Source organism: Faecalibacterium sp. I4-3-84 (genome assembly GCF_023347255.1).
Classification (GTDB): Bacteria; Bacillota; Clostridia; order Oscillospirales; family Ruminococcaceae; genus Faecalibacterium; species Faecalibacterium taiwanense.
Window position 1 is genome coordinate 1,161,376 of sequence record NZ_CP094466.1, and the last position, 15,898, is coordinate 1,177,273.

Annotated in this window: 15 protein-coding genes; 9 read left to right on the forward strand and 6 right to left on the reverse strand. The window is 45.4% G+C overall.

Going from position 1 to position 15,898, the window contains the following annotated elements:
* Positions 1–409: 409 nt before the first annotated feature.
* The 3 genes from MTP41_RS05740 to MTP41_RS05750 are packed head-to-tail and all read left to right on the forward strand — an operon-like array spanning position 410 to position 1,292.
* A complete protein-coding gene (locus MTP41_RS05740; RefSeq protein ID WP_097777265.1) occupies positions 410–676 on the forward strand; it encodes a DUF6462 family protein in 267 nt (88 codons plus the stop codon).
* Positions 673–900, forward strand: a complete 228-nt coding sequence (locus MTP41_RS05745; RefSeq protein WP_097777264.1) for an excisionase — start codon at positions 673–675, stop codon at positions 898–900. The genes MTP41_RS05740 and MTP41_RS05745 overlap by 4 nt, the downstream gene beginning before the upstream one ends.
* An 8-nt stretch (positions 901–908) precedes the next feature.
* Positions 909–1,292 (forward strand): TnpV protein, encoded by a 384-nt coding sequence (locus tag MTP41_RS05750; RefSeq protein ID WP_097777263.1) that lies wholly within the window; start codon positions 909–911, stop codon positions 1,290–1,292.
* A gap of 217 nt (positions 1,293–1,509) precedes the next feature.
* On the opposite strand, the gene MTP41_RS05755 is transcribed toward MTP41_RS05750, so the two are convergent.
* The 4 genes from MTP41_RS05755 to MTP41_RS05770 are packed head-to-tail and all read right to left on the reverse strand — an operon-like array spanning position 1,510 to position 6,896.
* On the reverse strand, positions 1,510–4,368 hold the full coding sequence (locus MTP41_RS05755; protein WP_249236402.1) for a hypothetical protein: 2,859 nt from the start codon (positions 4,366–4,368) through the stop codon (positions 1,510–1,512).
* 40 nt (positions 4,369–4,408) lie between these two features.
* Positions 4,409–5,518, reverse strand: a complete 1,110-nt coding sequence (locus MTP41_RS05760; protein WP_249236403.1) for an HNH endonuclease family protein — start codon at positions 5,516–5,518, stop codon at positions 4,409–4,411.
* Complete coding sequence (locus MTP41_RS05765; RefSeq protein WP_249236404.1) at positions 5,518–6,744, reverse strand: adenine-specific methyltransferase EcoRI family protein; 1,227 nt, start codon at positions 6,742–6,744, stop codon at positions 5,518–5,520. Before MTP41_RS05765 ends, MTP41_RS05760 begins: the two co-directional genes overlap by 1 nt.
* Complete coding sequence (locus tag MTP41_RS05770; RefSeq protein WP_179859639.1) at positions 6,744–6,896, reverse strand: hypothetical protein; 153 nt, start codon at positions 6,894–6,896, stop codon at positions 6,744–6,746. Before MTP41_RS05770 ends, MTP41_RS05765 begins: the two co-directional genes overlap by 1 nt.
* A gap of 1,033 nt (positions 6,897–7,929) precedes the next feature.
* Between MTP41_RS05770 and MTP41_RS05775 the strand changes: the two genes are divergently transcribed.
* From MTP41_RS05775 to MTP41_RS05790, 4 genes are all read left to right on the forward strand, one after another.
* Positions 7,930–9,384: a hypothetical protein gene (locus MTP41_RS05775; protein ID WP_249236405.1), complete on the forward strand. Its 1,455-nt coding sequence runs from the start codon at positions 7,930–7,932 to the stop codon at positions 9,382–9,384.
* A gap of 51 nt (positions 9,385–9,435) precedes the next feature.
* Positions 9,436–9,975, forward strand: coding sequence for a CHC2 zinc finger domain-containing protein (locus MTP41_RS05780; RefSeq protein ID WP_242959204.1), 540 nt, complete (start codon positions 9,436–9,438; stop codon positions 9,973–9,975).
* Between the two features lie 282 nt (positions 9,976–10,257).
* The gene (locus tag MTP41_RS05785) at positions 10,258–10,689 is read left to right on the forward strand and encodes a hypothetical protein (RefSeq protein ID WP_097777258.1); all 432 of its coding nucleotides are present in this window, start codon (positions 10,258–10,260) and stop codon (positions 10,687–10,689) included.
* A 124-nt stretch (positions 10,690–10,813) separates the two neighbouring features.
* Complete coding sequence (locus tag MTP41_RS05790) at positions 10,814–11,023, forward strand: DUF6462 family protein (protein ID WP_249236406.1); 210 nt, start codon at positions 10,814–10,816, stop codon at positions 11,021–11,023.
* A gap of 95 nt (positions 11,024–11,118) precedes the next feature.
* On the opposite strand, the gene MTP41_RS05795 is transcribed toward MTP41_RS05790, so the two are convergent.
* A complete protein-coding gene (locus MTP41_RS05795) occupies positions 11,119–12,000 on the reverse strand; it encodes an Abi family protein (RefSeq protein WP_249236407.1) in 882 nt (293 codons plus the stop codon).
* A gap of 221 nt (positions 12,001–12,221) precedes the next feature.
* Here MTP41_RS05795 and MTP41_RS05800 point away from each other — a divergent pair, with 221 nt between their 5' ends.
* Both MTP41_RS05800 and MTP41_RS05805 read left to right on the forward strand, forming a co-directional pair.
* The gene (locus MTP41_RS05800) at positions 12,222–12,392 is read left to right on the forward strand and encodes a hypothetical protein (RefSeq protein WP_165852560.1); all 171 of its coding nucleotides are present in this window, start codon (positions 12,222–12,224) and stop codon (positions 12,390–12,392) included.
* 36 nt (positions 12,393–12,428) lie between these two features.
* Complete coding sequence (locus MTP41_RS05805) at positions 12,429–13,664, forward strand: tyrosine-type recombinase/integrase (protein ID WP_097777255.1); 1,236 nt, start codon at positions 12,429–12,431, stop codon at positions 13,662–13,664.
* Between the two features lie 368 nt (positions 13,665–14,032).
* Here MTP41_RS05805 and MTP41_RS05810 read toward each other — a convergent pair whose 3' ends face one another.
* On the reverse strand, positions 14,033–15,892 hold the full coding sequence (locus MTP41_RS05810) for a carbohydrate-binding domain-containing protein (protein WP_249236408.1): 1,860 nt from the start codon (positions 15,890–15,892) through the stop codon (positions 14,033–14,035).
* Between the last annotated feature and the right edge of the window lie 6 nt (positions 15,893–15,898).

The following is a 15,898-nucleotide window of genomic DNA, read 5'->3' on the forward strand; positions in this document are numbered from 1 at the left end:
AACGATACAGTTCGGATAAAGGCTTGTGTAGAGATGTAAATGGAAAGGCAAAAATCAACCCTTGCGGTGTAGAGTAGTATCAAGAAATAAAGGCTTATAACTGCTCGTCGATGACATCCCCACGATGAAGCCCATCGACCAGTAAGTTGCAAAAAACAAGCGATAATACGAAATATTTATTTGCTGGATTTCTTGCAAAAGCTGTGGCATCCCCGTTTTGACATCAATTTGACAGCAAAATCCCGAAGAATCACGTCCCGTTATGAAGCGTGACGGATTTCAGATAAAAACGCACAAGGCTTGAACAAAGCTGTAAGAGCACTTCTTGGAACCATCCGAGAGGTGCTCTTTTCTTTTGCTCCTGCGGCCAACTTCTGTCAGACAGTCACAAAAAACGGAGGATAAGATTATGAAAAACGACTACAAGCCCATCAAACCCATGAAAGAAATCCCTGACCAGCTTCGCAAGCTGCGCCGCCAGTTCCTGCGCTACCAGCAGGCAGAAATCGTGTACAGCTTATCCCACAAGAAGCTGCTGGAGCTTGCCAGCGATGCCGGGGCAATCTACCGCTTCGACAGCACGGTGCTTATCAACCGGGAGATTTTTGATGCCTATTTAGAACGCTTCCACGAACCTGCAAGAAAAATTACCGTGGAGGAGGTCGAGGACGAGTGAGCGGCAGTGTGTGGATGTTCTCCGACCAGATTGACGATGAAGATATGGATTTTATGCGGCATGAGTTCGTGACTTACAGCATGGCAAGCGATTATTATGGGCTGGGACTGAAACCAGTCACCCGGATGGCACATGAATGTGGGGCTGTCTATAAGATTGGCCGGAAAATTTTGATTCGGAGAAGCATTTTTGAAGAGTACCTGCGCCAGCAGAGAAAGATTTGAGGTGTGCAATGGAAAAGCCGAACACTAGATTGCATGATGAAAATAATGGGCTGGACTATGTGCTGGTCGGAGATTACTATTTTCCTGCCTTGATTCTGGCAGAGGATTCTCGTCCTGTTGGCCGCTGGGGTAGAATGTACAAACGGTATCTCAAAGAACATCATTCAGCACGGTATCAGGCCCTCCTGCTGTCTGGCAGATTGAACAGCTATCTGGCTGACATTGATGCACAGGCAGAGGAACAGTTGGAGTTGCTTACTCAGCAGATGGCTGAACGTGAGGGTGTGAACGAAGAATTGAAAGCTGCAAATCAAATGGAATGGGTGCAAAGGATGAACAGAATCCAGAATCGAGCGGAGGAAGTTATAAAAACGACTCTAATTTATCACTAAAGTAAAAATCCACGACTGGTATATGCTATTTGCGTTTACAAGCCGTGGATTTTATATTATTGACTGTCAGGATTCACCTAACATCATTTTTGATTTTGCACATCATCGATTTTTGCACGAAACAGGTCTTGAAAGACATTTTTCAACCGCTTCGCAGTTTTCATACGATAACGCTTGTGTTTGTAGCAATAATAAGCCGCTCGACTGGTTTTCTTCTCTATTCTTTGTTTGCGCCTTTTTCCACTTCGTCACAAACCATTCTAACAACGAAATTGGCATCCTGTTTGCACTTGGAAACAATATAATCTTTTGTTCCATAGGCAATCCCGTTCATTGTATACAAATGGCGTATGATTAAATTTTTGATATATACGCTATCAGAATCTATAAGATTCACTAGCTGGTGGTTTACAATGCCATAATTATCCGGATTGCGAGACATCGTGAAAAGAATGCGTGTAGCATTCCATCTTATATCTGTATATTCTGAATGGAGCCACTGTAAAACATTCTGAAGGATAATAGCCTCCACTCTGGATGGCAGCATAACCGCATCTGAGGTTTCCAAATATTCAACGATCAAATGAGTTACTGCGATTGTTGTTGCAACATCTCCTTGAATATACGGCATTAATTCGAGTATGTTTCTGTATACATTTTTTCCTATCGAGGCAAACAGAAGTTGCAATCCGATTTTCAAAGAAACACGATCGATATTGGATGAAATAATCGAATTATCGGAAGTTTCAATCGTACTCTGCTGCTCATACAGTTTCTCAAATACACATTGATTTCGTGCATAATGTTCAGGATATTTTACCACAATGCATATGAGAAGTGCTATTGCGTCAAGTTTTGTGGAGATTTCTTCTTTAGAAATCAAGAGGGTATCTGCAACTACAGATATGAGCATGTCCATAGTACCTGCATCATATGCGAGCTCATTCTTTAACAAAATAGTTCTGACAGTTGCAATCTCGCGTGTGCCATGTCCAAAATAAACGCCATTTTTTCCCTGCTCTTCATCGCTTGTTCGAATACGCTCGGTGTATTCTTGTATAAATCCAGGCATATCTTGGTTTTCGTTTTCTGACGTTTCTAATTTATAGGCTCCTCCGTAATAGTTTGGTAAGTATTCGGCTATTTTTTTGTCCATGTCCCCTGTGATAGCACGATCTTGCTTTCTGAGAACGCATAAGAAGAACGGAGAATAATTAACTTGTTTTCGCTCCTTTTCGTTATCAAGCACACAATTAATATGTTCAACAAGTGCTTTTGCAGATTCATCGCTCATTTTCCGAAGATCAATATGATTTGCGATGAATTTAAACATATCCATATACCAGCGACTATAATGTCTGTCGATGAATTGGCAGCAGATTTCGCTGAGTATATCTTGTGACATACGATAGGCTACTCCAGAGAGACACCCGAATATGTCTTGCCCTATATCCACAACAGCAGTATCACTATTCAACCACGATTTAATTTCGTCAACAATAGATTTTTCACAAGATTTATAGTGTTTATCATCCAGAAAATATCCTACTGAGCCAAATGCTCGCAGTTGACTCCTTAATCGCTTATATTTTATCGGATGATTTAGGCAAAAGTCCATGATAGACTTTGCTTCAGCAGCAGTTAGGTTATTCAGAACCTCAGGGAAAGAGTTCTGTATTCCCTTAATTTCCTTTTCGTCTCCTGCGAAAATCGCAAGTTTGTACAGGTTGAGTCTAAGATTCCAGTCATCATATTTACAGCTCAGGTAGAATACAAAGTCCCTGATTTTTTCATAGATAAGCAAAATATGAGTCAATGAACCATTGTACATAGATACAATAAGTGAACTTGCAAGCATTTCACCATATTGATCTAAATTATTGCCTATGGTGACTGAATAAGGTGATTCTATTTTCTTTTTATACAAACCCTCTATGTATTTTTCATGTAGCGATTCATGGATACGGTCAAGAATTGGATAATAGAGTTCTTCGCTACTTTCCGTTAATTCTTTTTGTGCGGGTATATCAGAATACTCATTTCTTATAATACAACGGGTCAAGGACTGATTGCGCAGGTCTACCAGAATATCTTTTATAACCCATGTTGGTTGATTCGTTTCTTTTGCAAGACTTAACGCTGATTCAAGATATTCCACACACTTTTCGATATTTCCAGCAAAATACGCCTGAATTGCTTGCCAGCGAATTTGAACGACCTGATAATGTCCATTATCTTGCTGCACCTTTAATGCATCCAGATACATTGCTGTATTAAAGTGTTTGATTGATTTGCCTTCAAACAATATCGGGAGAAACTGGATACCCCAATCATCAAATTCACTTGTATTTTCCGTTTCATCCGGGTATCTGCCTCGGGAATATCCAAGAACAAACTTCAAAAAGTAATCTCTACATTTATCCACATTTTTTAATGTAGATTTGGGAATTGTAGGAAGCTGATACTTTTCTGTACCAACAACGTCCACTGCTTGAATTTCATCATTTTCACCGGAGTTCAAAACTATTTTTCCGGTACAATAGTAGTGATATACAGCAACGATGTCGTCTATCAACGCCTGAGCCCCATCTTGGCTCAATTCACTAAAATGGTGAACGGTTTTACTTTTGGCAAAATGTGCCCCCATCAAGCTTTGTTCCAGTGCTGTTTTTTCTTTTTGCGTTTCATCACAGAAATAGTACAAAGCCTTAATATTATGTTTTTTGACAGTGTCGATCTCTGCCTGTACTCCTGGCTTTATTCCATCTGTATTATCTATTAAGAAAATACAAATGTCACTATCCTCTAACGCCCATGTGTAATGATTGCCCGCAGGCAATGTAGACGCCTCTTTACTCTCAAAAGTGTAGACATACGCTAATTGTGTGCGCTCAATAGCAGTTTTTAATTCATCTCGTACTTTATCATATTTTTCCACACCGCAAATCGAGCTAATGAATACTTTGATTTTTTGTCTAGGAAATATCGACAGAGGAGCGGAGCGCTCCGCTCCTTTGGTATATTCCCATGAAACCCCACCTACAGGTGTGCTTATACCCGTTAACCTTACGCCCATAACGCTCCTTCTAAACGAAAGTATAATTTGCTCCTAGTAACTATTCTTGTGCACCCTTTTTCAAATTGCAGTCGCGGCAAAGCATCTGGCAATTATCCGGTGTTGTTTTTCCGCCTTTGCTCCACGGAGTAATATGATCGGCATGCATCTGTTCAAACTCAAATTCTCCGCCGCAAATTGCGCATCTATGTTTTTGTTTTTCATACGCCGCAAGAGCATCACAGCGGTCAAAAGCACGAATGGACAGCTTCTTTTCTTCTCCTGTCAGCAGATATTCATAAATGCCAGATTTCTTTGTGACATCTTCATCCCCCATAAGGCGTTGAATCTCTGCCTCCAACATTTTAGGGTCGAGGTCTGTTCGCTTGCCGTGTGTGTTGTAAAACAATCCCCAGGGCAGCCCTTTCATCTCTTTACGTTTTTTAGGAAAAATAGCCTGTACCCAATCGATCACAGAACGGAAATAGTTCCAAAGGAGAACAGCACTTGGGTCGTTCTGATGCTGGCCCATGTATGCTTCAATTGTTTTTCCCTCGGCACTCGCTGCCCATGAAATAGCAGTTTCCAGATACTCCTGACGGATAGAAGCGCCCTTTAAGTAATCACCTGCAAGAGTATCGGCAGCACAACCGGTCTTTGAAAAATACCGTTTGGCATCCGAAACCCAAGAACCAGCGTAAACCGCATTTCGTAGTTCCTGATCGGTAAGCTGTTCGCCGGCAATATTGATGATTCTAAACCAATCCAACTTCTCGGAATCAGTTCCATCACACACATAAACGAACAAAGGATAGTCTAAAATATGTTTCTGCTTATCAGAAGGCAGGTTATAAAAGTACTTATCATCAACGGAGAATGTACCATCGACATACTCACAAACGGAAATAGTACGTTGCTGCCCATCTAAAACCTCAAAACCGTCAGAACCATCCTCTTTTTTGACCTTACACCAGTAAATCACATTTAGAGGCAAACCTTTCATCACGGTACGGATTACCTCGTCCCGCTGCTTGTCTTTATAAACGAACTCTCGCTGATACTTTGGGCGAATATCAAGACGTTCATCGTAACCAACAACGCCTTCTTCAGCATCGTTGAAGTAGCCCTCATAAACTTGCCCAATAGTGACCTTTAATTCTTGAATTTCCATTACACTTGCACTTCCTTCGGCGTTTCGGGATGTTTGTTCCGAACGAATATTCGGTGGTAGGTTGTTTGCACCCTACGTCCATCTTTTTCATAATAGGGGTGCTTCTTGTCGTCCATTTCTATAACAGGACGTTTTCCAAATGTTGACCCGGTACGTCCATTAGGAACGCGATCCTGCGAGTAACCAATATATTCGCTATAATCTTTTCCCAAATTCAGTGTCTCAGGATTACTAGGGGCACTTTCCGGTCCAATAATTTCAAATTGTTCCGGACAGTATTTATCTAAAAAAGTAATTGGAACGCCCATCATTCCTGCGTAGTCGCAAGGAATATCTGCTGTGATGTTAACGTTTATTGCATCATAATTATCAAAACGAGGGTACAATTCAGGAGAATATCGCTTGACAAGTATTAGTTCCTCATGTCTTTGCTTATGATCCAAATTTGTGTACCAGCGAACGCCCTTAACTCTAATAAACTTTCTCCCAGTGCTTTCATCGATGCCGCAACCAGCTGCGTCGAGTGGATAATCATCGGGAACATAAAACGCACGGTCTCCAGAATGGATACTTGCACCGAGCCACATTTTATTATGCTGAATCAAGGGGAATGTTTCCTTGTATGTCGCTGCATTTATATTACCAATGATAATAAACTTTTTGTCATATTTTATCAATGTTGAAACATATTCCCTGAACTTGCTAAACGGTGGATTTGTTACAACAATATCGGCCTCTTGTAACAGTTCTAAACACTCATCGGAACGATAATCTCCATCGCCGGAAAGTTCCGTAAGCTGATTTTCTCCAGACCGGAATAATTCTGCTACATCGAACATATCCACACCGCCGTCGCCGGTTTTATCATAAACTACAGAAACTACTGCTTTGTAAGGACGTTTAGTATTGTTGTCCGCAGTGAGTTCACTATCAAATGATATATACATCTGTCCACTGGCGTCCATACAGTATTTTAGCTGACTTCCCATAATTGGGGAAGTCGCATAACACGTGGCAATCAGCTTTTTTAGTTCAAGCCGATTGAAATTCAATACAAAGTATTTGAAAAAATTACTTTCGAATGGGTCATCGCAGTTGCAAAGGACGGTTTTTCCTTTGAAGTGCTTACGATAATATCGCATTTCTTTTTCTATATCAGTAAGTTGAGTGTAAAATTCATCTTTTTTAGCTGTTTTTGCTGCACCTAACTCATTATTGCGAGCCATTATCCTTTCACCTCGACTTTCTGCTGTTCCTGCAACCACAAACGGATTAACGCAGAAACTGTAATATCTTTATCAAGCGCAAGTTGCTTTAGAACCTTGCTTTCTTCTCTTGTCATAGTAATTGTAAGATTTACCATATTTCTTTCAGGCATATCCATGTACCTTCCAAACACGCTTATCTGTGTAATAGAGTACCACAAGATGGATGGAAAAACAATGGCTCGCTGTGGATTATCAGTGAGCCATTGTTTTTAATAGATGCCGTTTGGACTTGCGCGTTCACTTTTTTGATTTGTTTGAGTTTCCTTTTGACAAGCAGTCAGCAGGTTTTTGTCTGCGTTCCTCGCTGTACGGAGCAGTCAGACAAAAAGAAAATCATTCCTTACGGATTTCAAACTCCATATAGCCTGTGTACAGGTCTGCATCGGTTTGGCACACTCATAACGAGCCTAATCATTGTACCACTCCACAATCAATTTATCCCCGTAGAAAAGATCTGAATGTGCAAAACTGCATACCTAACTACCTTACAATCTCGTCCAAGAACGGCAAAGTTTCATTGCAAACTTTGCCGTTTTTCTTTTTGCTCTAAATTGTGAAATTTTCAAAATGGTATTCCAAAACGGCCCTATAGATTCATATTGGTGTAAGAAGTTTTCCAAACAAAATTTGAAAATCAGGTTGCCAAACACCCGTTTTAGAATGTTATAGGTATAGGAGGTTGTTTGAAAAAGTGAAAATTCCCCAAATTTTCATAAGACCCCGTTTAAAAATACCCCTTTAAGTTTGTATAGGGTGTAGGGACTACTTTCAGAAACGAACCCCTTGGCATTTTGGAAAGTCCACAACTTCTTACAAAACCACACTGTACCTTGACAACAACATGATCGGCTGCAAGTTAATATGCTTTTTCGGAGAAGTGCCGCCACGACAAGAGCGCACCAAGAAGAAGCCATACGCCGGAGGGAATCGGGCAGGAACAGCTTGCGGGCAGACCGACACCGAAGAAGAACCGGGCAAGCTGGCAGAGAGGACTTCACAAGTCTTGTCTGTCAGGTTGTTCGGCGCAAGAGTGCAGAGATCGCAGATCTTTGCGCGGGTCAAGGGCGGCAGCCTTGCCCAGTGGATGTGATGCCCTGCGTCATATCCTACTGGGTATTATCTGGCGCATAGCAGGCGGCAAATTTGCAGCTTCGCTGCACCGCGTTGCCCCTACCCCGCGCACGGCGCTCTCTGCGTGACCCCAGAAAGGAGAGATGGTCGCTGAAACTGACCCGACACAATGGCCGCGCCGGAAAGCACGGCACTTATAACCCAAAGCACAATGACCGCAGTTTTGAAATTGCCAACAGCGAGCATATCGACCCGGAACGTGTCCAGCAAAACATTTATTGGGATTGTTATAACGGCATCCGTTCTGCCTTGCAGCCCAAAGATGTGGATAGTCTGGCTGACACTTTTGAAGAAGTTGAAAAGCTCTACTACAAACTGCATTACACCAACTTCACCGAAAGACAGAATGAGCGCAACGCCAAAATCCGGCACACGGAACGAAACCGTTCTCCCGAAGATTTGCTTACCAGCAAGAAAACCTGCCCCGAAGAAAGAATTTATCAGCTTGGAACGCTGGAGAGCCACGCTTCGCCCAAAGAACTTTTTCAAATCGCCACAGAATTTATGGACGAGTTTCATGAGCGTTTCGGCAAACACGTTCACATTTTGGATTGGGCTTTGCATCTGGATGAGGGGACTCCGCACATCCACGAACGCCATGTGTTTGACTGTGAAAATAAGTATGGAGAGATTGCTCCGCAGCAGGAAAAGGCATTTGAAGCACTGGGTTTTGAACTGCCAAAACTAGACAAGCCCCTTGGACGCTACAACAACCGCAAGATCACATTTGATGCAGCCTGCCGCACGATGCTATTCGAGATTGCCAAACGCCACGGCTTGGAACTGGACGAAGTGCCAGAATACGGCGGACGGGCTTATCTGGAAAAGCAGGATTACATTCTGAAAAAGCAAAATGAACGGATCGCAGAACAGAAGAAAGAGCTGCAAGAACAAAGTATTCAATATGTCGGATTGCTGGAAGATTGCCGTAACCAGCGAGATGAATATGCTGAACTATTCAATCAGGCGATAAGGCAATCTGAAGAGATTTCGAAAAACAATGAAAAAATTAAAAGCCAGGAGAACGAATTAGAAGAGCTGTTTTCGCAATGGGTAGATGTAAACGATTTGTTTAATGATGCGGTAAATGGTTCTTATGACCAAGCGGTCCTTGCGGTTTCCGATGTTGGATTAAACAAAGCATTACAGGAAGCTGTAAATGAAATTGATCAACATTTGGAATGGTTAATGGAACCAGAACGAATTGCAGACTTCCGCACCAGAAAATATGCAGAAGAACAAATACTCTGCCTGCGGAAAAATATCATTGGGGCAATCAAGAGCCTTCTTTCAAGAGGAACGCAGTTCTTCTATATCCCAGAGGTGAAAAAAGCAGCCATGGAGCAAATCGAAGAAGATTCCCGTCCGTCTGTTCTACAAAAGCTGCATCGGCGGCAGGAAGAAATCAATCAGCGTGAGCAGACATGCACCAAACCGAAGAAGCGCAGTCATGGCATGGAACTGTAAAGGAGGAAAATCTTCAAGAACAACAATTTATTTGAAATCGTAAAGCTGAATATTACCGCCCGACAAGCCGCAGAAGCCTATGGTTTTCGTCCAAACCGCAGCATGATTTGCTGTCCATTCCATGCAGACCGCAATCCCAGCATGAAAGTGGACTCTCGGTTTCACTGCTTTGGCTGTGGAGCGGATGGCGATGTGATAGACTTCACCGCAAAATTGTTTCAACTGTCCCTGCTACAAGCGGCTGAAAAGCTGGCTGCAGATTTTGGGCTTTCTGCAACAGATAACTTTCAACCACTTCCCTGCAAGCCGGTGGAAAAACCGCTAAGTCCGAAAGAGCAATTCTACAAAATCCTGTGTGGCTATCGTTCTCTGCTAGCAAATTGGCGCATGACCTATGCACCCAAAAATCCAGAAGCATCCCTGCATCCTTGTTTTGTAGCAAGTCTGCACTATGCAGACCGTGTGCAATATCTGCTGGATATTCTTTTGCTGGGAAGTCTACCTGAAAAGCAACAATTACTCAACGGAAAGGAAGTGACCGCCCTTGGAAAAGCAATCGAACGATGCAAGGAAACCGAAGATGCAGCATAGTGCACCCGCCCGAAACTGGGTGGGTGATAGCGGAAAAATTATTGAACCATTATTCGCAGATTACTTTTTGAGCCTGCACCCCATGCGTTGTTTTCAAGGCAGATTGTTCACGGTGGATGGCATGATCGAGGATGAAGCCCCATTGAAAAAGGAAATCTATGAGCAGATTCGCTATTACGCTACCACCAGCGTAGCACGACGTATTGAACATATCATGACAAGTCTAACGGTTTCTATCGCCGCCAGCTGTTGCTCACCACTAAGGAAAAGCCCGTTGGCCGGGTGGATGATCCTTTTCTCATTGACAAGATGCGGAACGAAAAAGAAGGTATCCTGCTTTGGGCATTGGAGGGGCTGCATCGGCTGATTCAAAACAATTACCAATTTACTATCAGCGAACGCACCGCCGCGAATCTGAAAGAAGCGATGGAGCAGGGCAACAACATTCTGGGCTTTCTCAAATCTGAGGGCTATTTTGAAATTCGGCAAGGGGCCAAGTGCAAATCCACGGATTTCTATAAAGTCTATGAACGCTGGTGTCTGGACAATCTGGAAAAGCCGCTGGCCGCATCCACCTTTATCCACCATCTGAAAGACAACCAGAAAAGTCTGGGCATCGTTTATGACGATAAGTGCATCGGCACAAACCGGGGCTTTCACAATGTAGACGTTGACCTGTTTTTACCCATTGATGTTCCAAGTCCGTGGGATTAAAAAATAAGAATCAACTTGAAAAAGCCCTGCTCAGCCTGCTCACAGTGTGCAATAGGTGCAGGATGAGCAGAGTGAGCAGGTGATTTTGAACTTACATCAAAAATAAAACATGGAGGTTTTGCTTATGGGTTACGCCCGAAAGGACGTTGAAAAAACAAAAATGAACGCGAAAAAGTTTGTCCGCTATCAGGAAGGGGCTGAAAAATACAGTCTTGGTCTGACAAAATTTCAGGAGTTAGCGAAAGAAGCTAAAGCCGTTTATAAAATCGACAAGGTGGCGTTGGTCAACTGCGAGATTTTCGAGCGGTATCTGGAAACCTTCCGCATTGCATAAAAATAGGCCGGAGGAAAATCCCCCGGCCCCAGACCGCCCACAGTGTTGCGCTGCAGGGCAGCTCGTGGGAGAAGTCACCTTTATTCTATGCAAAATCAGAGCTTTTCTTTCCAGTCATCCCGGAAGCCGTAATAATCCGTTCGCACAAACGGATATTTTTCCGTCAGAGCAATGACGGCTTCCTTCATTTCCGCAAAGTTCTCAGCAGGCAGAAGCCTTCTCATGATGAGGAAGAACCCGAAGAAATGGGCATTATCCATTGTGCCATCTTCCCGGCGGATCAGCAATGCCTGTTCTTTCTTGTTGAGGGAAGGCTTTTGCTCAAAGAGACGATTGTAAATGCGGCTTCCATGTGCGCAGAGATTGCGGATGATCGTCATGCTGTGCATATACTGCCCCAGAATTTCCGGGCCGCGATTCATGGTAAGCCCGAACCGATGGGCAATTGTTTCTTTTATTGGGCGTTCGGAGATGGAGTACAGGAAAGAAATGTCGGAAATCGTCAGCAAATCAACGTATGCCCAGAGCGGAATCTCTTGGTGCAGGTCGTTAATGAAGTGCTTTAAGTAGGCTTCGTGGGCCAGCCGCTGCCGCTTCTGCTGGTTGGCTTTGTCGACGATTTCCTTATGTTTTGCTTGATTGGAGAAATTTGCAGCATCCAGATAACCCAGCGGCCCATACACTTTTGTAAATTCATAGGCATAGATGGACTTCATCTGCACCTCAATGGTTTCGATATGGTGCAGGATGATATGACGGAACTCATGGTCGAAATTGTAAATGTCCTCGATATTTTGGAACGTGGCAGACTTCGCAAAAACATCGTTCTTGCGGAGCGTCAGAGAATAGCCGCTGACACGGTAATAATTGTTCCGCAGCAGAAAATCCTTTGCTTCGGCTTCATCCTCGATGGTAAGGCCGCGTGAACGAAGAATCTCGATTTGTTCGTCTATCGTTTTGAAGTCCTTGTCTGCCATGAAAAATCTCCTTTATAAGCAAAACGCCCCCAAGTGTGCATACGCTATGCGCAGAGGCCTGGGGGAGTTGTTACCATTATAATAGCAAATCAAGGACGAAATGTCAATGAGCAGAGTGTGAACTTTCGATTTTTCGTAAAAATTTTCAAGAAGGGCTTTTTGCAGCTTGACTTCCTGTCACACGGAAAGTATACTGGTGCTGTGGAGGTATGAGAGCAGCTATGGCAAAGATGGGACGACCAAAATCCGAAAATGCAAAAAAGAAAACCTTGAGCATTCGGGTGGAGGATGCCCTGTATGAGCGTATCTGCAATTATGCCGAACAACATCAACTGACTGTAACAGAAGTTGTCTTGCAGGGGCTGGACAAAGTTTTGTCCGACCTTAAATAGTATCAAGCCCTTCTTCTTTCGGGAAGGAGAATTGATATGGCAACAACACGAAAAGACCTGCGGGGGCGTACCTTGCGAAAAGGCGAGATGCAGCGCAGCTCCGATAAGCGGTATGCGTATTCTTACACGGACCCGCTGGGACGGCGCAAATACATCTACGCAAATGATCTTGTGACCCTTCGGGAGAAGGAAGCACGGCTCACCAAAGACCAGATGGACGGTCTGGATATTTACGTTGCAGGCAAAGCAACAGTCAATTTTGTGTTTGACCGCTATATGAGCCTAAAAACGAATCTACGCCAGACCACCCGGAGCAACTATCTTTATATGTATGACCGCTTCATCCGCGATACCTTCGGCAAGAAGAAAATTGCAGAGATTCGGTATTCAGACGTGTTGCAGTTTTACAATTATCTGCTGGACAAGCAGGGCTTACAGACGAACACGCTCGAAAGCGTTCATACGTTGCTGCATCCCACCTTTCAGCTGGCGGTTCGGGATGAGATCGTCCGCAAGAATCCCACGGATGGCGTGATGGCAGAGATCAAGAAAAGTTCCGAACAGACCACCGGTGTGCGCCATGCCCTGACGATTCCGCAGCAGCGGGCGTTCATGGAGCATATCGCCAATCATCCGGTCTACTGCCACTGGTGGCCGCTGTTTACGGTGCTGCTGGGAACAGGCTGCCGCATTGGTGAAGCGTTGGGCTTGCGCTGGGATGATCTGGACTATGAGCGGCGTACTATCAGCATCAATCACAGTCTGGTCTATTACCCGGTGGGCGAAAGCCGCAATTCGGTTCTGCACATCTCAAAGCCTAAAACGGAAGCAGGCGTTCGGACGATCCCTATGTTTGATACCGTAAAGGATGCCTTTGAAATGCTGCATGAAGAACAAAAAGAATCCGGCTGGAACGATGTGGAGATTGATGGTATGTCGGGCTTCATCTTCTGCAACCGCTTTGGTAATGTTCCGAATCCGCAGTCTGTGAACCGCGCTATCAAGCGCATCATTGCAGACTATAATGCAGGTGAAGAAGTGGAAGCAAAGAAGCGGCACAGGGAGGCAGTTCTGCTGCCGGACTTTTCGGCACATCATCTGCGGCACACGTTCTGCACAAGGCTTTGCGAAAAAGAGACCAACCTGAAGGTCATCCAATCGGTCATGGGGCATAAAGACATTCAGACCACGATGGACGTTTATGCCGAGGCGACCGAGGAGAAAAAACAGGAATCATTTGAGCGTTTGGCTGCTACACTGGATATTTTTTGAAGCAACAAAGAAGGGCTCTTACTGAGCGTTTTGTCTGACAGCAAAATTCTTCCAAGGACAGCAAATTGACAGCAAAACTACGAGAATGACGGCGAATTACGAAGGATTACGAATATCGGAAACTCAAGTAAAAATACGATTGTGAAGCATCACGAAGCGTTGTAAACCGGTTCCGGAAAGTATCCCCACGATGAAGCCGATTGACCAGTAAATTCCGCGTTTGCGCAGCAATGAAAGCCCCAGTGGGGCTTTTAAGCGGCCGAGCGGTCTTGCGCCAGCAAGATGGAGGGGCCTTGCCCCGACAAGCTCCAATTTAAGCACAGCAAAGCCCCCGGCAGGTTTGCGCCTGCCGGGGGCTGTTTGCTGTTTTACTGCTTGGGGAACGCCTTATTCCACACTTCGATCACCTTGAACTTCGGGGTCCAGCCTTCGGGTTCAAAGCGGTCGCCCTTGGCATCCATGATGCCCTGCTCGGTGCACCACTGTGCGGCCTTTGCCATGTCAGCGTCGGCCACATCCGCAAAGGCGGGTGCGCCTGCGGGTTCAGGCCTGCCTGCGGTGTTCCACACCAGCAGCGCCAGCTGGCCGCGGTTTGCCGGGATGGCTGCGCCTTCGGGCAGGAGGCTGTGCAGGATCACGCGGGTGGTGATCTCGTAGCCGCCCCAGATGGCTGCACCGCCAACGGCCACGGCGGCAATTGCACCGCCTGCAGCAGAGCTGGCATCGTAGCCAGCGCCGGGGTCAGGGGTTTCGTCCGGGTCGGCCACCGGCCCGGTAATAATATGCAGATACGCGTTTTTACCGATGCAGTTCGGGTCGGGGCGATCCCACACAAAGTCATCCGGGTTCAGCACCGTGGCGCTTTCCTTGTTTGTGCCGCCCTTCAGGCTGAGGATCTTATTTCCGTTTTCGATCTGAACCGGGTACACGATCGAAAAATCCGTCGAATCGATCTCGATATCTGCTTCTCCGATCGTGGTCTGGCCGTCAGAACCGATCCCCTGATAACCGGACACATGAACCTTGGCATTGCCCTTGATGGTCAGGCTGCCTTCTGCAAGGAGTTCTGCATCGCCATCATCGCCATCATAACGGTTGCCCGCATAGATTGCATAAGCTTCTTCGTCGCTTGCATTTTTGCTGACCGCTTCGATTTTTCCGCCGTTCAGAACCATCGGTCCCATAGAGGAGATGGCGGTCCAATTTTCACACTCTGCATCAACTTCAACATTGTTGAGCGTCAGGCTGTTCCGGATATATACACCGTTATTTTGACCGACTGCCTTCAGCTTGCCGCCGGTCATTTCCATTGCACCGTTCGAGCCGATGCCAAAGTAGCAGCCGCTTGCATCAATGTCAGCATCGGTAATGCTCAGCTCTCCCCTTGTAAAAATACCAACGTCGGATGCAGACTCTGCTTCGACGCTGCCGCCGCTGATCTCGATTCCATCTTCTGCATAGAATGCAGGATAATCCGACTTCAGCACAAGTTTAGAGTTTTTGATGTTGGCTGTTCCCGCGACCGTACCATCGTTATCTCCGCGCACGTAAATCGCGTTGCACTGCTCTCCGGTCGACTCCAGATTCACCTCGGTGGCGGAGTCAATGGTCAGGTCATAGCAATCGATGCCGCCGTACAGACACTTGGCCTTCACGGTAGCGCCATTTTCAATGCGGACGCTTCCGTTGAAAGCGATCGCGCAGCCGTTCATGGCAGTGATGTCAACATCAGATCCAATCGTGAGGTTATCTCCGCTCTGGCCGATACCGGCAATGCCCTCATAGTTTGTCGCTGTGATCTGCAGCGAACCGGTGCCGGAAATCTTGAGATCATGTGCTCTAATGCCGCCCTTACCTTTAAGGAGATTTTCCCCCATCAGAACAAGGTTCAGCAGCGTATCCGTGTCATTAAAATCAATTACCCAGTCCCCGCTGGAGTCCTCAATATTCACACCATTCAGGGTCAGCGTATGGGTCTCGGCATCGTAACTTATGGTCCCTCCGCCGAGTTCTTGCTCAGGAATGTTTGTTTCCGTGTCAAACGAGTTGTTGCCAATCTTCAATGTACCGTTCTTTTCGCCCAGCACGCTCACCGCGCTTTTGGCAGCGGTGCTCAACTGCATCAGCGCATCGGTGCTCTCAGCCAGCGCCGGAGCGGAAAGGGTGAACATCATGCATCCGGCCAGCGCCGCCGATACTGCACGCCGGATAAGTTTGCCTTGTTTCATGGTACA